The 19,907-nt window shown below is 56.9% G+C and carries 15 protein-coding genes, 1 tRNA gene and 2 rRNA genes (1 of these 18 running past the window's edge); 7 read left to right on the forward strand and 11 right to left on the reverse strand.

All coding sequences use genetic code 11. The features are described from left to right. From AC2D8V_RS17740 to AC2D8V_RS17750, 3 genes are all read left to right on the forward strand, one after another. Positions 1-2,024 (forward strand): 23S ribosomal RNA (locus AC2D8V_RS17740); it begins 809 nt to the left of the window's first position. An 80-nt stretch (positions 2,025-2,104) separates the two neighbouring features. Further along, positions 2,105-2,219 (forward strand): 5S ribosomal RNA (gene rrf, locus AC2D8V_RS17745). A 73-nt stretch (positions 2,220-2,292) separates the two neighbouring features. Further along, a tRNA-Met gene (locus AC2D8V_RS17750) sits at positions 2,293-2,369 on the forward strand. 63 nt (positions 2,370-2,432) lie between these two features. On the opposite strand, the gene AC2D8V_RS17755 is transcribed toward AC2D8V_RS17750, so the two are convergent. Continuing rightward, positions 2,433-3,134 (reverse strand): ArsR/SmtB family transcription factor, encoded by a 702-nt coding sequence (locus tag AC2D8V_RS17755; protein ID WP_484734926.1) that lies wholly within the window; start codon positions 3,132-3,134, stop codon positions 2,433-2,435. A 73-nt stretch (positions 3,135-3,207) separates the two neighbouring features. Between AC2D8V_RS17755 and AC2D8V_RS17760 the strand changes: the two genes are divergently transcribed. From AC2D8V_RS17760 to AC2D8V_RS17775, 4 genes are all read left to right on the forward strand, one after another. Then, the gene (locus tag AC2D8V_RS17760) at positions 3,208-3,537 is read left to right on the forward strand and encodes an NIPSNAP family protein (RefSeq protein ID WP_484734927.1); all 330 of its coding nucleotides are present in this window, start codon (positions 3,208-3,210) and stop codon (positions 3,535-3,537) included. Further along, entirely contained in the window at positions 3,534-3,887 is a 354-nt protein-coding gene (locus tag AC2D8V_RS17765; RefSeq protein WP_484734928.1) for an antibiotic biosynthesis monooxygenase family protein, read from the forward strand. The genes AC2D8V_RS17760 and AC2D8V_RS17765 overlap by 4 nt, the downstream gene beginning before the upstream one ends. 136 nt (positions 3,888-4,023) lie before the next feature. Beyond that, complete coding sequence (locus tag AC2D8V_RS17770; protein ID WP_484734929.1) at positions 4,024-4,731, forward strand: dimethylsulfonioproprionate lyase family protein; 708 nt, start codon at positions 4,024-4,026, stop codon at positions 4,729-4,731. Positions 4,732-4,812: 81 nt separating this feature from the next. After that, positions 4,813-5,700 (forward strand): hypothetical protein, encoded by an 888-nt coding sequence (locus tag AC2D8V_RS17775; RefSeq protein ID WP_484734930.1) that lies wholly within the window; start codon positions 4,813-4,815, stop codon positions 5,698-5,700. On the opposite strand, the gene cysG is transcribed toward AC2D8V_RS17775, so the two are convergent. The 10 genes from cysG to AC2D8V_RS17825 all read right to left on the reverse strand — a co-directional run bounded on the left by cysG (position 5,688) and on the right by AC2D8V_RS17825 (position 19,823). Continuing rightward, the gene (cysG, locus tag AC2D8V_RS17780) at positions 5,688-7,103 is read right to left on the reverse strand and encodes a siroheme synthase CysG (protein ID WP_484734931.1); all 1,416 of its coding nucleotides are present in this window, start codon (positions 7,101-7,103) and stop codon (positions 5,688-5,690) included. The two genes, AC2D8V_RS17775 and cysG, sit on opposite strands and share 13 nt — an antisense overlap. Then, positions 7,103-8,074, reverse strand: a complete 972-nt coding sequence (locus AC2D8V_RS17785; protein WP_484734932.1) for a glycosyl transferase family protein — start codon at positions 8,072-8,074, stop codon at positions 7,103-7,105. Before AC2D8V_RS17785 ends, cysG begins: the two co-directional genes overlap by 1 nt. After that, positions 8,071-10,701, reverse strand: coding sequence for a molybdopterin-dependent oxidoreductase (locus tag AC2D8V_RS17790; protein ID WP_484734933.1), 2,631 nt, complete (start codon positions 10,699-10,701; stop codon positions 8,071-8,073). The genes AC2D8V_RS17785 and AC2D8V_RS17790 overlap by 4 nt, the downstream gene beginning before the upstream one ends. After that, positions 10,701-11,030 (reverse strand): nitrite reductase small subunit NirD, encoded by a 330-nt coding sequence (gene nirD / locus AC2D8V_RS17795; protein ID WP_484734934.1) that lies wholly within the window; start codon positions 11,028-11,030, stop codon positions 10,701-10,703. The genes AC2D8V_RS17790 and nirD overlap by 1 nt, the downstream gene beginning before the upstream one ends. After that, on the reverse strand, positions 11,027-13,462 hold the full coding sequence (nirB, locus tag AC2D8V_RS17800; protein ID WP_484734935.1) for a nitrite reductase large subunit NirB: 2,436 nt from the start codon (positions 13,460-13,462) through the stop codon (positions 11,027-11,029). The genes nirD and nirB overlap by 4 nt, the downstream gene beginning before the upstream one ends. Positions 13,463-13,466: 4 nt before the next feature. Beyond that, a complete protein-coding gene (locus tag AC2D8V_RS17805; protein ID WP_484734936.1) occupies positions 13,467-15,134 on the reverse strand; it encodes an ABC transporter ATP-binding protein in 1,668 nt (555 codons plus the stop codon). A 6-nt stretch (positions 15,135-15,140) separates the two neighbouring features. Further along, positions 15,141-16,223: an ABC transporter permease gene (locus tag AC2D8V_RS17810; protein ID WP_484734937.1), complete on the reverse strand. Its 1,083-nt coding sequence runs from the start codon at positions 16,221-16,223 to the stop codon at positions 15,141-15,143. Between the two features lie 188 nt (positions 16,224-16,411). Next, positions 16,412-17,779: a CmpA/NrtA family ABC transporter substrate-binding protein gene (locus AC2D8V_RS17815; RefSeq protein WP_484734938.1), complete on the reverse strand. Its 1,368-nt coding sequence runs from the start codon at positions 17,777-17,779 to the stop codon at positions 16,412-16,414. Positions 17,780-18,072: 293 nt separating this feature from the next. Continuing rightward, positions 18,073-19,242, reverse strand: coding sequence for an ABC transporter substrate-binding protein (locus AC2D8V_RS17820; protein WP_484734939.1), 1,170 nt, complete (start codon positions 19,240-19,242; stop codon positions 18,073-18,075). After that, positions 19,239-19,823 (reverse strand): ANTAR domain-containing response regulator, encoded by a 585-nt coding sequence (locus AC2D8V_RS17825; protein WP_484734940.1) that lies wholly within the window; start codon positions 19,821-19,823, stop codon positions 19,239-19,241. The genes AC2D8V_RS17820 and AC2D8V_RS17825 overlap by 4 nt, the downstream gene beginning before the upstream one ends. Positions 19,824-19,907: the final 84 nt, after the last annotated feature.

Here is a 19,907-nt window from a genome sequence, read left to right on the forward strand (position 1 = left end):
GGCCAATCAAACTCGGAGATAGCTGGTTCTCTGCGAAATCTATTTAGGTAGAGCGTCATCCGAATACCCTCGGGGGTAGAGCACTGGATGGGTAATGGGGCCCCACAGGCTTACTGATCCTAACCAAACTCCGAATACCGAGGAGTACTAGATGGCAGACACACGGCGAATGCTAACGTCCGTCGTGGAGAGGGAAACAACCCTGACCTACAGCTAAGGCCCCTAATTCATGGCTAAGTGGGAAAGCAGGTGAGACGACCAAAACAACCAGGAGGTTGGCTTAGAAGCAGCCATCCTTTAAAGATAGCGTAACAGCTCACTGGTCTAAATAAGTTGTCTTGCGGCGAAGATGTAACGGGGCTCAAGCCATGAGCCGAAGCTTAGGATGCACTTTGTGCATGGTAGCAGAGCGTAGTGTGACATAATCTCATTCCTCCTTAACGGGTTCGCCCGTATTGGAGGAGAGAGGTTTTCTGTGAAGCCGGCGCGTGAGCGATCCGGTGGAGAGATCACTAGTGAGAATGATGACATGAGTAGCGACAAAGAGTGTGAGAGACACTCTCGCCGAAAGTCCAAGGGTTCCTGCTTAAAGCTAATCTGAGCAGGGTAAGCCGACCCCTAAGGCGAGGCCGAAAGGCGTAGTCGATGGGAACCAGGTTAATATTCCTGGGCCAGATGGAAGTGACGAATCTCGAAGGTTGTTCATCCTTATTGGATTGAGTGGGCAGCTAAGGGGTTCCTGGAAATAGCTCCATCATTAGATCGTACCCTAAACCGACACAGGTGGACTGGTAGAGAATACCAAGGCGCTTGAGAGAACTATGTTGAAGGAACTCGGCAAAATACCTCCGTAAGTTCGCGAGAAGGAGGCCCAGTTTCTACGCAAGTATTGGCTGGGGGCACAAACCAGGGGGTGGCGACTGTTTATTAAAAACACAGGGCTCTGCGAAGTCGCAAGACGACGTATAGGGTCTGACGCCTGCCCGGTGCCTGAAGGTTAAAAGGAGGGGTGAGAGCTCTGAATTGAAGCCCAGGTAAACGGCGGCCGTAACTATAACGGTCCTAAGGTAGCGAAATTCCTTGTCGGGTAAGTTCCGACCTGCACGAATGGCGTAACGACTTCCCCGCTGTCTCCAACATAGACTCAGCGAAATTGAATTACCTGTCAAGATGCAGGTTTCCCGCGGTTAGACGGAAAGACCCCGTGCACCTTTACTACAACTTCACACTGGCATTAGGCCGAACATGTGCAGGATAGGTGGTGGGCTTTGAAGCGTGAACGCTAGTTTGCGTGGAGCCACCCTTGAGATACCACCCTTGTTCTGCTTGATGTCTAACCGCGGTCCGTTATCCGGATCCGGGACCCTGTGTGGTGGGTAGTTTGACTGGGGCGGTCGCCTCCTAAAGCGTAACGGAGGCGCGCGAAGGTTGGCTCAGAGCGGTCGGAAATCGCTCGTTGAGTGCAATGGCAGAAGCCAGCCTGACTGCAAGACTGACAAGTCGAGCAGAGTCGAAAGACGGCCATAGTGATCCGGTGGTCCCAAGTGGGAGGGCCATCGCTCAACGGATAAAAGGTACGCCGGGGATAACAGGCTGATACTGCCCAAGAGTCCATATCGACGGCAGTGTTTGGCACCTCGATGTCGGCTCATCTCATCCTGGGGCTGGAGCAGGTCCCAAGGGTACGGCTGTTCGCCGTTTAAAGAGGTACGTGAGCTGGGTTTAGAACGTCGTGAGACAGTTCGGTCCCTATCTTCCGTGGGTGTAGGATACTTGAGAGGAGTTGCCCCTAGTACGAGAGGACCGGGGTGAACGATCCACTGGTGGACCTGTTGTTGCGCCAGCAGCAGTGCAGGGTAGCTATGATCGGAAAGGATAACCGCTGAAGGCATCTAAGCGGGAAGCCCCCCTCAAAACAAGGTATCCCTGAGGGCCGAGGTAGACTACCTCGTCGATAGGCCGGAGATGTAAGCATGGCAACATGTTCAGTTGACCGGTACTAATTGCCCGATAGGCTTGATTTGATCCAGTAAAAGCAAGACTTTACTGATCTAAAGCATACCAACACAGTCGTACGCGACTTGGACACAGAGGTTTTTCATGGTTTGGTGGTCATAGCGAGAGCAAAACACCCGGTCCCATCCCGAACCCGGCCGTTAAGTGCCTTAGCGCCGATGGTACTGCGTCTTAAGGCGTGGGAGAGTAGGTCACCGCCAAACCTAGTAAAACCTCTGGTTTGTATCTCTCTTTCGATGCGCCTCATATCAAATTAGACTTGAGGCGACCAATTGGCGCGGGATGGAGCAGCCCGGTAGCTCGTCAGGCTCATAACCTGAAGGTCGTAGGTTCAAATCCTACTCCCGCAACCAATTTCAAACACTGAGCCGCCCTTGGGCGGCTTTTTGCATTTCTGCATCCCAGTTTTTCCAACGTCAGATGCGCGATTTGACCTTTTCAGGTGGAAAATGTTCGTGGAATGCTTCACGTCCGGTCCGCGTAAACAATATGATGCGGGAAGTTGCATCGCGTTTAGCCCAGGATAGGTCTTCGAAACGCGCTAAAAGCGCTCTTCCGAGGCTGCCGGCAAGATGGGATCGACGCGCACTCCAATCCAGACACTCTCGGCAAAGCGGCGCGCGCTGTTTTTCCAGCGAGTTCACGTCCACGCCCAGCGACTCGACAAATTCTCGACCGTGCCGGGTCAGGCTAACGTCATTCTCGGAGATACTCAGTCGGCCTGACAGCACTAAGCTGTCGAACATTTGCGTTCCCATGTCACCGGCAAGATGATTGTAGCAGACCCGCGCATTGCGCAATCGCTCATCTTTCGGTCCGGTGCGCGTGCGCAGATGCCCTGATCCAGCTGCAAGGCCCATCAGCCCTTCGAGTACTTTCGCGACGTCGGACCCGGCAAGCGAAAAATACTTATGTCGCCCTTGCTTGAGAGGCGTGAGCAGGCCACCTGCGTCAAGTTTCGACAGGTGCGAGCTTGCCGTTTGAACAGTGACGCCTGCCTCTCGTGCCAGTTCGCTGACCGTCAGTGCCTTACCACTCATTAATGCAGTGAGCATATTCGCACGCGCAGGATCACCAATGAGCATCGCAATATGCGAAATATTCGGTCCTTCTTTCATAGTTCGACCGTAATCGAAGCTTGAGCGCCGATCAATGGGCTAGAGTGGACCTGAAATCTTGAGAGGACATCCAATGCTCACATGCGTAATTCGCTATCACATTGATCCCACTAAGCGGGAGCAGTTCGAGACATATGCAAAAAACTGGGGGAAAGCCATTCCACGCTGTGGTGCCGGGCTTATCGGCTATTTTGCGCCGCATGAAGGGTCCAGTACGCTAGCGTATGGAGTTTACACGATCAATAGTCTTGCGGATTATGAAGCGTATCGCGCCCGACTGGCTGCCGACCCGCTGGGAAAAGAGAATTACGCCTTTGCCCAGAAAGAGAAGTTTATACACCGCGAAGACCGAACCTTTTTGCGCCTGGTCTCCACACCACATGGCTCAGGAGATCCGGCATGATCGCCGTTATTTTCGAGGTTGAGCCGGCAGATGGCCGGAAGCAGGCGTATCTCGATATTGCTGCTACGATGAGGCCGTTGGTGGATGAAATTGAAGGTTTTCTTTCAGTTGAGCGTTTCCAGAGCCTGACAAACCCAGACAAGATTCTGTCCTTGTCGTTCTTCGAAAACGAAGACGCCTTGGAAGCGTGGCGAAACCTTAGCGCCCATCGACGGGCACAAGCCATGGGGCGCGACAGGGTATTTCGTGACTATCACCTACGGATTGCCAGCGTCATCCGAGACTACGGGATGTTTGATCGTGCGCAGGCGCCGCAGGATAGTCGCGAAATGCATGACACGGACAGCTGACGGGGCGGGATGATTGCGTATTATGCTGGCGCGACAGCCGCTTTGTGCCGGTAATCGGTCTCGAAAGTGATACAAGAGCTTGACCGAAAGACTGTGTCGGCGCATCTGTTGCCGGAAATTTCAGGAATGCTTGGTCATGCAGATAGCTCAGGAAAACGGTTCTTCCGCTCCGTCGGTTTGCCTCGATGACAGTCCGGCGTGGACGTATTTGCTGCGTGAGTTCGACGCGCTTTACAGACACGGGTCGGCGGGCGGCAGCAAATTGATCCGCGCGCACAGAAAACGCGTTCGAGACACGCTGTCCCGCACCATTGAAAGCAATCCGGAGATATTGTCGCGTACCCCCGAAGAGCGGCCTGTCACCGCGCATTTGCCCCGCGCATTGGACCTTGGAGAACGGGGCGCAGTGGCCGGAATGGCGCGTGCTTTGTCGCGCGTTTCCGACAGGCTGACGTGGGAGTACGGGTACGAAAAGGTGCCTAAAGCGCTGGCCCGAAAATATGCGTATTGTGAGGTGCTTGGTCCGCGCGGGCCGATCCGGTCGGATCGTCTGGTTCTGGGTTTTGTCCTGTTTGCTCCGAAAACCACATATCCGCAGCACTCGCATCAGGAAATCGAAGAAAGCTACATTTCGATATCAGGGGCGTGGTCCGAAAACGATTCTGCCGTGCACGCACCGGGCTCGCTTATTCTTAACAGCCCCGGTCAGGAACACCGCATCACAACCGCTGACCTTGACCCGTGCCTGCTGTCTTATGCATGGGTGGGGCCGGAAACCCGGTTGCACGTCCCAGCCATGCGTCTGAGTGCTACGCGCAAGGTTCGGGTCAAGCAGGGCATTTAGCGGTTTGAAAACTTCTGGACACGACAGCGTCACAGGCTCCATGGTTGAACAAAAGGCCAAAGGTAGGTCGGAGCAGCTAAAATGACCGCAACGTCGCAGAGCGGATTGACGATTTTCTACATCGTCGAGCCGCCAGATTACCAGATGATGGGGTGTTACCTGCTCGCTTCAATTCGCGCGCGATTTCCCGCTGATGTGAAAGCGATCGGTTATTGCCCGGCCCACCGCCTGCATGAGTTGCACCCCGGTGTGCTGGAAGCGCACAAGCTGATGAACGCCGAAATCCGAATCTTTGACGCAACGGGGCGCTTTGACCCGGTTTATCCCCATGGCAACAAGATGCTTGCTGCGCTCGAACCGCGTGACACAGCGTTTTCGATGTTCGTCGATTCCGATGTGCTGTTTATTAAGGACAATGTGCCGTCCAACATTACGCAAGAAGCGCATGTTTCCTGTTCGGTTGCCGCGTCGATGATATGGGCCGAACAGTCTATCTGGGATACAATCTATGGCGCGCTTGGCATGGAAATTCCGCCCGAACGTTACCCCTTGATGCGGCGAAGCCGTGGCGCGGTGATTCCGTATTTCAGTTCGGGTCTGGTCGTGTTTCCGGAAAACGACGTAACCGGGAAAGGCCGGTTTCCGGATGTCTGGTACGAAACGGCGCAGATTCTAGATCGCGTGGAGACGTTGGACCGTCGGCGACCCTACCTTGATCAGATGAGTTTGCCTGCCGCGATCAGACGTGCTGGCCTTGACTGGAACATACTGCCCGAGGCGCAGCACTACATTATGGGGGGCAAACTCAAAGGGCAGTCTCTGCCCGATGAGCCGATCTATACCATACACTACCGTACGTTGCGAAATCTGCGGGCGGCAGGTTTGCTGGAAGAGGCCCGCCGCAATCACCGTCGCTTTACCGGCAAACGCGCTGCGCGCAAACTTGGCACACTGTCTCAGGCGGATTGAGCTACCAAGGCGAGCGGTGCTGACGGCGCACGCCCGATCGCATCTGCGATGGACATCGGCCAGGTGATCATGATCACTGCGCAACCGTTGACGTTGTTGTCAGCGACAGTCTTGTACAGGTCTTTCAGAGCCCCTTGGTAGATGGCTTCGCTGGGTTTCGTGACGTCCACAGCCAATCGGAATTCGGTGTCGGCGGGCATGCCTCTGTCCAGTAGCGCTTGCTGCACAAACTGCGCTTGGCGCGTGGCCATGTAAAAAACACTGCTGGTGCCGGGCGAACTCATCCGTGCGCACTCGGGCAAAACACCGCCGTGCGCTCCTGTTGCCGTTGAGAGCACCAAAGTATCGGATGTGCCGCGTTGCGTAAGGCTGACACCCACAGTCGCTGCCGCGGCACAAGCTGCCGTGACGCCGGGCACTACCTCGACGGAAAGCCCTGCAGCCTTTGCCGCCTCTATCTCTTCTCCGACCCGGCCAAATATGCCCGGATCGCCGGACTTCAGGCGTACAACGCGCCGGCCCATTTGGGCCTCCGCCACGATGAGGGCGTTGATCTGTTCTTGCGGCCATGCGGAGGCGCCAACGACTTTGCCGACAAAGACACGCTCTGCGTCCCGTCGGGCAAGTTCCAATACTTCGTCATCAACCAACCGGTCATAGAAGATTACATCTGCTTCCTGAAGGCGCGCGACGGCGCGAAGGGTCAACAAATCACGCGCACCCGGACCCGCGCCGATCAGGCATATGTTTCCTTCGGCTTGATCATCCGGGGATGTGCCTGCCGTGACCGCAGCCTTGATCTGCGCGGCAGCTTCCCTTTCGGCACCGCGAGTCCAAGCCCGCCGCGGGGCGTCAGCAAAAACCCACCGCCAAAACGCGCGGCGTCGTTCACGGGGGACGCGCTGCGCGACGGCCGAGCGTAGCCGACCTGCCATTGCCGCGAGGCCCCCGATGTTGGGCGGAAGCATTTCTTCCACGCTTGTCTTTATCTGCCGTGCCAGAACCGGTGCAGTACCCTCTGTACCGATCGCTACGACCACCGGGTCGCGGTCAACCAGTGAAGGGGTGGTCAAGTCGCAAAGCTGTGGTTGATCCACCACGTTGACAGGGCAGCGCGCGTCTTTGGCAATTGCGTGTATGGCCGCATCCAGACCGGGGCAACCTGTTGCAACAAAGGCCATTGCGGCATCTTCAAACAGATCTGTTCCAATCGCCCCTTGGTGCCATGTTGCACGTCCCGCATCGACGCATGCTTGCAGTTCGAGATCCAGATCTGACGCTGCCAGAACTATTGTCGCGTCGGTTTTCAGGATTAGGCGCGTCTTTTGCGCCGCCTGTTCCCCACCGCCGACAATGACAACCCGCCGGTTGGTGGTTTTGATGAACATGGGAAAGCTTTTCATTACACTGTCTCCTTGAGAGGCGCGCTGTGTCTGCTGCGGGTGTCCCACAACTGTTGTGCCTGACTTTCCGGGTTTGACACGCCTAATGTGGCCAGAGCGGCGGCAGCAGTGCCCAACACGATGTCGCGCGCGAAGTCGTCTTGCATTTGTCCTGCCCATAAACCGGCCAGTGTCGTTTCCGCCCGCGGTCCGTTCCCGAGCCTGCGTTTTTCGATGCGGGTGGCTGGCCAGTTTGACTGCCACAAAACTCCATCACGCAGGCCAAAAGCCTCTATGATCTTTGCGGGGTTGCGTTCAAATTCACCACCTCCGCCCTTGATGACACTCAGAGACTGGCAGCCGAGAAGCGCGGCCGCGTCGGCCTGTAAAAGACGGTAAGAGGGATGAAAGACGCCTTGCACACATGCAGAAGCGCGCGCAGGGTTCACCATTCGTGATACTGTGTTGATGCATGATCGCAAGCCAAGTTGGTCGCGTAATGCCAGCAAATCAAATAGCTGTGGCATAAGGACTTCCTGCGCAATGTAGGTAATGTTGCCTGCGTCAAGCTGCCTTGCCGCTTGGCGAGTTGTTTGAGCTTGCGGAATTCCTGCATCTGCCAATCCGCTACGTACGCTACCGTCTGGTCCGTTCCACCCGTGCAGCACGACCCGAAAACCGGCTTGGGCTACCAAGTGAGCGGAGAGTAAAAACCACGGAAGACCGCGCGTTCGTCCGGCTGCATATGATGGCCAATCGAGATCAGCGCGTGGCATATCGGGTACTTGGGCCTGCGCGGCTGCGGACAGACCGGCAATCTCGTCGGCTGTTTCGCCCTTCATTCTCAGCAGCATCAGCAGGGCACCGGTTGCCGCTTGGTCTGCGTTGGCGGCCAGCATGTGCTGCATCGCGTTGTAGGCCTCGTCCATTGTCAGACTGCGTGCGCGGCCCGGACCACGGCCAAGCGTACGCACATGGGCCGCGAGGCTCATTCCGCTGCTTCCCGCGGTTGTGCGCTGACAAGTAACGCGCTGAGTTCGGGCTTGCATGATCCGCAGTTTGTGCCAGCGCCAAGCGCCTCGCCGACTTCTTCAACGCTCATCAGCCTGTATTCGGCGATCGCATCCAGTATGGTGTTCATCCCGATATTGAAGCAGGCACAAACAGTCGGTCCGGGATTGGGCAGGTCCAGGGGGCTCTGGCCGGTCAGAATCTGCTCATTTCGCGCTCCTGGTTGGCTGGCAACATAGTCGCGCATGACGGCCACTGGTGTGGACGAAACGAACAGGGCGGCGCATAGCAGGCCATTCTCGAAAAAGGCCAGTCGAGCGCCACCACGTGCCGGATCTTCGATGATCGTCACTGTGGCGTCTGGCAAGTCGAACAGATGCCGTGCTTCGGCTTCCCAGTTTTCAACGGCCGCACTTCCTGCAAGCTCTGCACGCCAGCCTGAGGGGGTGCGCGCTCTCGCCCAGTATTCCGACGTCGGGTGCAGTGGTTTTGAAGAGACGGCAAACCCATACCATGCGGCGACAAACCGCTCGCCGGCGACCACGCTTGCTTTACTCTCCGGTTGACCGGAAACGGGATCGACAGCACCGGGGATCAGTGCGTCTATACGGGCAGAGGGGGCGGTTTCACCCGTCCAGTGCATGGGGGCAAAGAGCTGTCCTGCCGATTGATCCGGGGTCAACCGCGCGCGCAATATGGCTGTTCCAAGGGGGCTGCGCAAACGTACGAGATCTGCTGGATTGATGTTCAATGCGGCGGCGTCTGCCGGATTGATATCAACGTAGGGCTCGGCAAGATGCGCCGACAGGCGCGGCGACAGTGCGGTTCGGGTCATCGTGTGCCATTGATCACGGATGCGCCCGGTGTTGAGCCTATAGGGATAGCGCGGCCCGGTTTTTGCAGCCGGGGGCTGCCAACGCAATGGCAACATGCGTGCCTTGCCATCTGCGTGAAAAAACTGGCCTTGGGCAAAAAAGCGACCGCCTGTTTGCTGCGCTCTTACCGGCCATCGCGTGGGGTCCAGTGTTTCATATGCCGCATCGTCAAGATCGCCCAAACCAGAGATATCAAAATCACGGCCAAACCCAGCGGCAATTCCTGAAAGCTTTGCGTGTTCGCGGAAAATCTCGACGGGGCGCTGAAAGTCAAACGCGGCATTCCATCCCATGCGGCGTCCGACATCTGCAAGAATATCCCAGTCGTCCCGCGCTTGCCCCGGTGCGGGCAAGACAGGCCGCTGACGGCTAATGGTACGATCTGAATTGGTTACTGTGCCGCTCTTTTCGGCCCAAGCGGTGGCAGGCAACACAACGTCCGCCAGTCGTGCCGTATCGGTCTGTGTTGTGATGTCGCTGACCACGACAAAAGGACAGGCGGCGATCGCGTTGCGAACCCGGTCGGCGTCGGGCATTGAAACGGCAGGGTTGGTGTGGATGATCCATAACGCTTTGATCTGTCCGTCCGCCACCGCTTGGAACATATCTACCGCTTTCAGGCCGGCACTGTCGGGCAGCTTTTGGCTTCCCCAGAATTGCCCTACTGCTTCACGGTGCGCGGCATCTTCCAGATCCAGATGGCAGGCCAGCATATTGGCAAGGCCGCCTACTTCACGGCCGCCCATTGCATTGGGTTGCCCGGTAACAGACAAAGGCCCCATCCCGGGCTTCCCGACGCGTCCGGTGGCGAGGTGGCAATTGAGAATGCTGTTGACCTTGTCGGCCCCGCTGGTCGATTGATTGACGCCTTGGCTGAAAACCGTGACAACCTTTTCTGTGCCGATCCACATCCTGCAGAACGCGTCGACATCCGCCGGGTTCAATCCCGTCACCTCCAGCTTATCGGCAAATGCAGACTTCAATGCCGCGTCAAAACCGTTCACCGAGGCGAGGTACTGCTTATCCAGAGCACCACCCTCATAGATTTGGGTCAGCAGATGATTGAACAGTGCGACATCGCTTCCCGGTGCGAGGGCAAGGTGCAGATCGGCCTGATCGCAACTTGCTGTTCGGCGTGGATCAATCACGACAATCCGCGTGCCGCGTTTATCGCGCGCCGCCAGAAGACGTTGGTAGAGCACTGGGTGGCACCACGCCAGATTGGAACCGACCAGTACCACAAGGTCGGCCTCGTCTAGGTCTTCGTAGGTGCCCGGAACAGTGTCGGTCCCGAAGGCGCGCTTGTGACCCGCAACGGTCGAGGCCATGCACAGCCGTGAGTTTGTGTCTATGTTGGCAGAGCCAAAAAAGCCCTTCATCAGTTTGTTGGCGACATAGTAGTCTTCGGTCAGCAGCTGACCGGAGACATAAAATGCAGTGGCATCGGGCCCATATGTGTCGATGGCATCGCGAAATCTATTCGCGACCAGATCAAGCGCCTCATCCCAGCCAGCCTCGGCGTCGCCGATGCGTGGCGTCAGCAGGCGCTCCTCAAGGCCCACCGTTTCCGCCAAAGCGGTGCCTTTTGAACAGAGACGACCGTGGTTTGCCGGATGATCGGGGTCTCCCCGCACTGCCATTCCGCCTCGACCGTCGGGTCGCAACAAAACACCACACCCTACGCCACAGTATGGGCAGGTCGAGCGCGTTTCAGGGAGCGCACTGCCATCCATCAGGCAGCGCTCCGTTTGTCTACCGCGGATGCCTGCAAAAGAATGCGATCACCGTCGAGCCGTACAGGATACGTAGAGATCCGCGCGTCTTCACCAATTGCTTCGCCGGTGTTGAGGTCAAAAACCCAATTGTGAAGCGGACAGGTGATCTTTTGTCCGTGCACGATGCCTTCGCTGAGTGGGCCACCTTTGTGTGGGCAACTGTTCGAGGCTGCAAAAACCTCTGCCTCGGCCGTTCGGAACAGCCCGAGACAGCCTAATGGCGTTTTGACAATGCGTGCACCGCGCAGCGGGATGTCGTCGATATGGCCAATGTCGATCCAGCTCATTCTGCAGCCTCCAGTGTCAGATCAGCAAGCGGTGCGTAGGCACGCGGCTTGGCGGCGTGTTGGGCCCAAGGGTCTTTGCGATAAACGGATTGGCTTAGCTCGAACCGTTCGACCAACGCGCGGCGGGTGTCGAGATCATCGACGATCTGCTCCTTCACCCAATCCATGCCGACTTTGCCGAGCCATTTGTAAATGCGATCGAGATACTTCGCGCCTTCGCGGTAAAGCTGCATGACGGCTATGACGACGTCGATTGCTTCTTCTTCGGTCTCTACCTGAACCAGCAATTCGGTCTCTTTCACGTCCATGCCCGCGGCACCGCCGATGCTGACCTGATAGCCGCTGTCAACGCAGACAACACCGATGTCTTTGCAGGTGGCTTCGGCACAATTTCGGGGGCACCCTGACACGGCCAGCTTGACCTTATGCGGTGTCCATGACCCCCAAAGCAGTTTTTCCAGTTTGACGCCAAGGCCTGTACTGTCCTGAGTGCCAAAGCGGCAGTGGTCGGTACCGACACATGTTTTCACGGTGCGCAGCCCCTTCGAATAGGCGTGGCCGGATACCAATCCGGCCTTGTTCAGATCGGCCCAAATAAACGGAAGGTCCTCACCTTTGACGCCCAAAAGATCAATGCGCTGCCCGCCAGTGACCTTGACTGTGGGCACATTGTACTTGTCGGCGGCATCCGCGATCGCGCGCAGTTCATCCGGGTTGGTGATCCCGCCCCACATACGTGGAACGACGCTGAAGGTGCCGTCCTTCTGGATATTGGCGTGTTTGCGTTCGTTGACGAAACGGCTTTGCGGATCGTCGCGATACTCCAGCGGCCAGTCGGCCAGCAGGTAGTAGTTGATTGCTGGCCGGCAGACATGGCAACCGTTGGGTGTGGTCCATCCCAGTTCCTGCCAGACAGCGGGTTGAGACTTGAGCTCCCCCGATTTGATCAGACGGCGCACGTCTTCGTGCGTCAGATCCGTACAGCTACAGACAGGCTGTGCTGCCGGCAGTTGAAAGTCGTCGCCCAGCGTGACCTGCAAAAGCTGTTCGACCAGCCCGGTACAAGTGCCACAGGACGCGCTGGCCTTTGTTGTGGCGCGGACAGCGCCCAGATCATCCGCGCCCGCGTTGATCGCGTCGACAATTTGTCCTTTGCATATGCCGTTGCAGCCACAGATTTCCGCTTCACGCGGCAATGCTGCAACGGCTGACAGCGGGTCCGCGGGGGATCCTCCCTGAAAGGCAGGTCCAAAGATCAGCGTGTCGCGCATGTCGTCTATGTTGGTGCCATCCTTGATCAACCCGAAAAACCAGTTACCGTCTGCTGTATCGCCGTACATGACCGCACCGACCAGTTTGTTTCCTTCGATCACGAGCCGTTTGTAGACGCCGCGCGAAGGGTCGCGGAACACGATGTCTTCGCGACCGTCGCCATCGGCAAAATCCCCTGCACTGAACAGGTCACAACCGGTCACTTTCAGCTTTGTGGACAGTGTCTTTTGCACGAAAGCAGCTTCTTGCCCGAGTAGGGTGGCTGCAGCAACCTTTGCTTGATCGTAAAGCGGTGCAACCAGACCAAATACAGAGCCATCATGTTCCACGCATTCTCCGAGAGCGAGGATATCAGCTTGCGAGGTCAGCATCTGATCATCCACGTGGATGCCGCGCCCGACGGCGAGGCCGGTTTGCTTGGCCAGACCGATGCCGGGACGAATGCCGACCGCCATAACCAGAAGATCGCAAGGCAATTCCGTCCCGTCGTCCAGCATCAAGGCGCGGACGTGCCCGTCCTGACCGATGATTTCCTTGGAGTTCGCGCTGCAAAGGATCGTGATGCCTTTGTCTTCCAGCGATTTGCGCAGCAGGTAACCCGCGGCCTCATCAAGTTGGCGCTCCATCAGATGGCCCATGATGTGCACAACAGTTACGTCAACGCCGCGCGCGGCCATGCCGGCTGCGGCCTCAAGGCCCAGCAACCCGCCGCCGATCACGACGACCTTGTTTCCGGCGCCCATGGCCATCATCTTTTCGGTGTCTTCGAGATCGCGATAGGCGATCACCCCATCGAGATCGTGACCCGGCAAAGGGATGATGAAAGGGTCTGAACCCGTCGCGAATACCAGTTTGTCGTAGGCCAGTGTCTGGCCCGTGTCTGACGTGACGGTTTTGGCTGTTGTGTCGATGCCGGTGACCCGCTCTCCAAAGCAGCAGGTCACGCCTGCCTGTGCGTACCACGTATCGTCATGCGTGACGATCTCTGCGTAGGTCTTTTCGCCCGACAGAACCGGTGACAGCATGATACGGTTGTATGTCCCGCGCGGCTCTGCGTTGAACAACGTGATATCATAAGCAGTCGGATCGGTTTCGGTGAGGTGCTCCAGCATCCGGCCTGCGGCCATGCCAGCGCCAATTATGATCAGTTTCTGGGTCATGTGCTTACTCCGCCGCCATGGCCTTTGGAGCCGGTTTCTTGGGCTTGGCGCCATGTTCGTATTCTTCGAGGAAATCGAGCACTTCCTGCCGGTAGGTGTAGTAATCAGGGTGCTCGAGAAGCGCTTTGCGGCTACGCGGTCGCGGCAGGTCCACTTTGGTGATTTTGCCAATCGTCGCCTGTGGCCCGTTTGTCATCATCACCACCCGGTCTGCGAGCAAAATCGCCTCGTCCACATCGTGGGTGACACAGATCGCGGTGACCTTTGTGCGTGACCACACTTCCATCAACACTTCTTGCAGTTCCCAACGTGTAAGGCTGTCGAGCATGCCAAACGGTTCATCTAGCAGCAGGAGTTTGGGAGACAGTGCAAAAGCTCTGGCGATCCCGACGCGCTGTTTCATGCCGTTGGACAAATCCGCCGCAGACTTGTGCATCGCGTCGGCCAAACCGACACGTTCGAGATAATATTCGACGACATCCTGCCGCTCGGCCTGACTGGCGCGCGGGTAGACCTTGTCAACGCCAATAGCCACGTTCTGGCTCGCACTCAGCCATGGAAACAGATTGGGCGACTGAAACACTACGGCACGTTCCGGATCAGCCCCTTCGACGTGCCGGCCATCAAGCTTGATTGCGCCTTTGGAGATTTCGTTCAAACCCGCCGCCATTGTCAGTACGGTCGACTTGCCGCAACCCGAATGCCCGATCAAAGAGATGAACTCGCCGCGATCAATCTTGAGATCAAAATCCTCGACAACGGTAAGCGGCCCTTTGGGTGTGGGGTACACCTTGTGCAATTGGCTGAAGTCAAGAAAACGTTCGTTGATCAAGCCCTTTTGCGCGTCAGCAACGGCAGCAGGCACGCCGTGTATCGGCGTCACATCCGGCAGGATACGGGTCCCTTCGATCTTGGCCTCGATGCCAACGTCCATCAGGTATTTGGTCACTTCTGTCCGCAGCGTCTTGAACGTTTCGTTGGTGTTCATGGCCGTACGTTCGCGGGGCCTAGGGATGGACACTTTGAATTCGGCACCCAGCGTACCATCCGGGTTCAGCGCAATAATCCGGTCTGCAAGGATGATCGCCTCATCCACGTCGTTTGTGATCAGAACGCATGTTTTCTTGTCCGCTTCCCAAATCGCCTCGATCTCATCGGCGAGATTGGCACGGGTCAGGGCATCCAGCGCTGATAGCGGCTCATCCAGCAGCAAAACTTCTGGATTCATTGCCAGTGCACGCGCGACGTTTACCCTTTGGCGCATCCCACCTGACAATTCCGCCGGACGGCGGCTGGCTGCATGGCTCAGGCCGACCATCTTGACGTAGTGTGCCACCTTGTCAGCCTTTTCAGCGGCGCTCAGCTTGGGAAAAACCGTATCTACGGCGAGCCGGACATTGCCCGTTACAGTCAGCCACGGCATGAGTGAATAGCTCTGAAAGATCACCCCACGTTCCGGGCCCGGGCCGGTTATCGGCGCGCCTTTGAACGTTGCAGCGCCCGCTGTGGGCTCGTCCAGACCCGCCATCATGTTGATAAGCGTGGTTTTCCCGGTGCCGGAAAAACCCAGAATGACCAGAAACTCGCCTTCTTTCACATCCAGGTTGATGTTTTTCAGAACCGGCATGTCGCCATAGCTCTTTGAAAGGTTATCGAACTTGAGAATACTCATCTGAGATCACCGGTTGTTCGTGAAGGTAAAGAGCGATTGCAGGGCGTACATTACGCGGTCGAGCAGGAACCCGATGATGCCAATTGTCAGCACAGCAACCATGATTTTTGCGAGTGACGAAGAAGACCCGTTCTGGAACTCATCCCAGACAAATTTTCCCAGTCCCGGGTTTTGAGCCAACATTTCGGCGGCGATCAGAACCATCCAGCCGACACCAAGGCTCAAGCGCAAACCGGTGAAGATCAACGGCAGGGCAGAGGGCAACACCAGCTTGGTGATCTTGGTATAGGTGTTCATTTTCAACACCTTCGAGACGTTCACGAGATCCTTGTCGATGGACGCGACGCCCAAGGCCGTGTTGATCAGCGTGGGCCAGAGCGAACACAGGGTCACTGTGATCGCCGAGATCAGGAAGGATTTTGCAAACCAGCCATCTTGTGTGACATAAACTGCCGAAACGACCATCGTGACGATCGGAAGCCACGCCAGCGGCGATACAGGCTTGAAGATTTGGATCAACGGGTTCAGCGCAGCGTTTGCTATAGGGGAAAGGCCTGCGGCAATGCCCAGCGGGACGGCCACGACCGTCGCAATCATAAAGCCGAAAAATACCGTTTTGATCGAAGTCCAGATTTGTTCGTAGTAGCTTGGCGCGCCAGTATAGGCGACAGTTTTGACTTCGTCCGCGCGGCCAGCGTCAATCAGTTTTTGATTGCGCTTTTCGACCATGGTTTCGAACTTGGCGCGTTTTTCGGCCTTGTTCTGGGCGTCCTCATGCAGGTTCACTACCTCTTCCCAGACCTGAGCGGGACCGGGCACAGCACCAAGCGATGTTTGTACTTTCGGGGCCAGTGTGCCCCACATCAGCAAAAAGGCGCAGATTGCGATGAGGGGGACCGCAGCGAGACGCCACAAGTCCTGCATCTGGGCGCGGGGATTATCTCCGGCTGCAGCCTTCAGCAATGGCGTGATCCACGCCAGGCCAAGAACCTGAAACCATTTGTCAGCGGCGTTGATACGGGTAAAGAGGCGGGCACGGCGCGCTTCTCTTTCGGCGTTCGGGGCGTTGATCGGGTCGATGGCTGTCATGTCTGTCTTGTCCGTTTTCTGGCTGCGGCGTGGCGGTATGCCGGTCTGTTGACGTGTCTGGCAGCGATGCTGCGCTGCGGCGGTATACGGGGCGCTGACGGGACTTTGGGGGGTCTGTCCGCGCTATTATTCAGTGGAAATGCTGCGGCGGCACAGTCCGGCCACCGCAGCGGTTTGTGTGGTGGTGATCAGCCCTGTACTTCGCTGCCAACAACGGTCTGGGTGGATTTCAAACCGATTGGCAGGCTCTCAAGATAGACGTTTGGCGTCCGACCATCATAAGCGATGCCGTCGATGATATCCTGGCCGGGTGTCGGTGCCTTGTAGCCATCGCTGTCCCAAGGGAAGTCAGCTTCGTTTGCGAGGCCTTGATCGACAAGCAGACGCGCAGCTTCGAGGTAAATCTCTGGTTTATATACCTTTTTGGCAGTGTCATGGTACCACTGATCGTCTTTGGCTTCAGCGATCTGACCCCAGCGCCGCATCTGTGTCAGGTACCAGATTGCATCGGAGTAGAAGGGATAGGTCGCGTTGTAGCGGAAGAACACATTGAAATCGGGGATGTCACGCTTGTCGCCTTTTTCGAACTCGAAAAAGCCGGTCATCGAGTTGGCAATCACGTCGTAATCTGCACCAACGTATTCCGGGCGGCTGAGGATTTCGACCGCTTCAGGGCGGTTTGCATTGTCATTCTCATCAAGCCAGATTGCTGCGCGGATCAGCGCTTTGGTTACGGCCAATGTGGTGTTTGGATATTGCTCCGCAAACTCTGCCGTGATGCCAAAAACCTTTTCTGGGTTATTCTTCCACAACTGGTAGTCTGTGATCACCGGAACGCCGATCCCTTTGAATACGGCTTGCTGGTTCCACGGTTCACCGACGCAGTAGCCATTGATTGTGCCGGCTTCCAGCGTGGCAGGCATTTGCGGTGGAGGCGTTACGCTAAGAAAGACGTCGGCGCCGATCTGACCAGAGACGTTTTCAGGGCTGTAGTAACCGGGGTTCAGCCCGCCTGCCGCCAGCCAATAGCGAAGCTCATAGTTGTGTGTCGACACAGGAAAAACCATTCCCATGTTGAAAGGCTTACCCTCGGACCGGAATTTTTCCACAACAGGAACAAGGGCTTCGGCGGAAATCGGATGCTGCGGCCGTCCGTCGTCCATCTTTGGGATCGAAGGTTTCATCATTTCCCAGACTTCGTTGGAAACGGTAATGCCGTTGCCGTTCAGGTCCATGGAAAAGGGCGTGATGATATGCGCTTCGGTTCCGTAACCGATGGTTGCGGCAAGGGGCTGACCGGCAAGCATGTGCGCGCCATCAAGCTGACCGCCGATCACGCCATCGAGCAGAACTTTCCAGTTTGCCTGGGCTTCAAGTGTGACGAAGAGACCTTCGTCAAGAAAGTATCCCTGTTCGTAGGCGACCGCCAAAGGCGCCATGTCGGTCAGCTTGATAAAGCCAAATGTCAGCTCGTCTTTTTCCAGCTCAAGCTCCTGAGCAAAGACCGTGCCCGTCATGGCGACGACGGTTGTCATTCCTAGTATTAGTTTTTTCATTGCATGGTTCCTTTTGATCCACGTGCCCGGCAGGCGGGCAAACAAAAAAAGCCGCTGATCTAGACCGCCGGGGAGGATTGGCGGAAGATCAAGCGACTTTGCTTGGGGGGGGTGCCCTGCCTTAGGACATTTCCCTATAGAAGAGAGTATTTCGAGGAAGGCTTCGTTGCCATCCTGACCCTCATTAGTGGGGCGCGCGAGCCGCGCCTCAAGTCAAAAACCCAAATCTCCCCCATTTTTTCTGCAATGCAGCGTACCGTGCGCTGCGGGCGCATAAAATTTGAGCAATTTGATCAACCTGGCTCAAAAACGCGACGGTCGAAGAATTGGTTGCGCTGCAGAATCACACGCCCTTCACCAGAGGCGACGGCGGTATCCTTTTCCAGCGCGCCCTCCAGTTTTGAGGATGCGCCGGGCAAATCGGCACCAAGTCCCTCGAGCGCTCTGCGGAAAATATCGGAGCGGAAAACGTCGCGCGCGCGTGCACGGGATGCAGCGACATCCTTGCCTGCGCGCAGAGCGAGGTGGTGTCCGATCCATTCAGCCTGGGAGCGCCACGGAAAGCTTGCTGATCCGTCCCAGAATTCGACAAACCGATCGGCGGTGCGGGCCTCTCCTGTGGAATTGATCAGCAATCGTCCATTGAGCGAACGCTCGATGATATCCGGAGGCAGATCGAGATATTCGGGGCGACTGAGAACTTCAGTCGCCAGCAGTGACGAGTCTTCTTGCGCCAGCCAGCGGCCAGCACGCCAAACCGCGCGGATCAACCGGTTGACCAGCGATACTTCGGTTTCTGCCCAGTCAGTGCGTACTGCCAGCACCTTTTCAGGAGAGCACGACCAGATCGCATTACCTGGCAGCAAGAGCGCGCCCACGTCTTTTTCAACGGCCCGTGACCCCCATGGCTCGCCCACGCAAAACGCATCGATTTCGCCTGCTTCGATGGCTTCCGCCATAAGAGGCGGTGGCACTGTGTGGATTTCGGTGCGCCCGTTCGACGCTTCGTCGAGTGCCGCCAGCCAGTAATCCAAAAGAATCGTATGCATCGAGAAGGGAAAGGGAACACCAATCCTGAGCGGGCTGTCACTGACCTTCAGCAATGCTTTTCCAGCAGCAAAGGCGTCGGTAAAATCAAATCCGTGTCCGACCTGCCGCAATTTTTGTTCGAGTGTCTTGTTGACCCCAATTACGTTTCCATTGATCGAGATAACAGAAACCGCGCACAGAGCGCTGCCTGCGCCCCCCAGTCCTAAGGCTGCGGCAACCGGAAGTGCAGAAAGCATATGCGCGGCGTCCACTTGCCCAAAGCTGAGCATATCTCGCAGACTTGACCAAGACGGCGCGCGCCGCAGGTCAAGCGATATGCCTTCTTGCTCGGCAAAGCCCATTTCCTGCGCAACTATCAGCGGCGCTGCATCTACCAATGGAATAAAGCCGACAGGGACCACCGCACGCTTCATGACAAGAGCCCTGCGGTTGTGACCAAAGCACTTGCAACGTCAGCCACGCGCTTTCCCTGATCCATCGCCGCCTTGCGTAGAATCGTGTAGGCTTCTTCCTCTTCCACGCCGCGAGCTTTCATGATCATGCCCTTTGCTCGGTCTATCACCTTGCGTTCTTCCAGAGCGCGCTTTGTCTTTGCCAATTCGGTGCGCATCCGTTGGAACATGCGGAAACGTGCGATTGCAGCATCAAGCACCGGCTTGACCCGGGCAGGGTGCATGCCGTCTACGACATAGGCCGATACGCCAGCTTCGATCGCGGCTTCGGAGAGGCCCGCCTCAGACCGGTCAACGAACATGGCAACGGCGCGGTCAAGCGGGCCAGACGCCAGCGCCAACTCTTCGAGTGCGTCACGCGAAGGGTTTGCAATATCAATGAGTACAATATCCGGATTGCGCTCTTTGATCAGGCGGGCAAGGCTGGTGCGTTCTCCGATCACGTGGATGTCGAATTCGCCTGCAGCACGCAGGCTATCAACGATCTGCAGTGCGCGATCGCGATTGGCCTCAACGACGACTATGGAGGTTTTTTCGTTCACCACGGGACAGAACACCAACCCCGCGCGCCATGGCAATCTATACGCTTGCGTAAACGCTTGCCGTGCGGCGATTTATCCAGACCG

The sequence above is a fragment of the Roseobacter sp. YIN89 genome (genome assembly GCF_057219365.1).

Excerpts from the sequence above, each read along its gene's own strand:
- AC2D8V_RS17790 (WP_484734933.1), bottom strand. The coding sequence starts at position 10,701 with ATGGATGGCAGTGCGCTCCCTGAAACGCGCTCGACCTGCCCATACTGT.
- AC2D8V_RS17785 (WP_484734932.1), bottom strand. The coding sequence starts at position 8,074 with ATGAGCCTCGCGGCCCATGTGCGTACGCTTGGCCGTGGTCCGGGCCGC.
- AC2D8V_RS17775 (WP_484734930.1), top strand. The coding sequence starts at position 4,813 with ATGACCGCAACGTCGCAGAGCGGATTGACGATTTTCTACATCGTCGAG.
- AC2D8V_RS17760 (WP_484734927.1), top strand. The coding sequence starts at position 3,208 with ATGCTCACATGCGTAATTCGCTATCACATTGATCCCACTAAGCGGGAG.
- nirB (WP_484734935.1), bottom strand. The coding sequence starts at position 13,462 with ATGACCCAGAAACTGATCATAATTGGCGCTGGCATGGCCGCAGGCCGG.
- AC2D8V_RS17755 (WP_484734926.1), bottom strand. The coding sequence starts at position 3,134 with ATGAAAGAAGGACCGAATATTTCGCATATTGCGATGCTCATTGGTGAT.
- AC2D8V_RS17805 (WP_484734936.1), bottom strand. The coding sequence starts at position 15,134 with ATGAGTATTCTCAAGTTCGATAACCTTTCAAAGAGCTATGGCGACATG.
- AC2D8V_RS17820 (WP_484734939.1), bottom strand. The coding sequence starts at position 19,242 with ATGAAGCGTGCGGTGGTCCCTGTCGGCTTTATTCCATTGGTAGATGCA.
- AC2D8V_RS17770 (WP_484734929.1), top strand. The coding sequence starts at position 4,024 with ATGCAGATAGCTCAGGAAAACGGTTCTTCCGCTCCGTCGGTTTGCCTC.
- AC2D8V_RS17765 (WP_484734928.1), top strand. The coding sequence starts at position 3,534 with ATGATCGCCGTTATTTTCGAGGTTGAGCCGGCAGATGGCCGGAAGCAG.
- cysG (WP_484734931.1), bottom strand. The coding sequence starts at position 7,103 with ATGAAAAGCTTTCCCATGTTCATCAAAACCACCAACCGGCGGGTTGTC.
- AC2D8V_RS17815 (WP_484734938.1), bottom strand. The coding sequence starts at position 17,779 with ATGAAAAAACTAATACTAGGAATGACAACCGTCGTCGCCATGACGGGC.
- AC2D8V_RS17810 (WP_484734937.1), bottom strand. The coding sequence starts at position 16,223 with ATGACAGCCATCGACCCGATCAACGCCCCGAACGCCGAAAGAGAAGCG.
- nirD (WP_484734934.1), bottom strand. The coding sequence starts at position 11,030 with ATGAGCTGGATCGACATTGGCCATATCGACGACATCCCGCTGCGCGGT.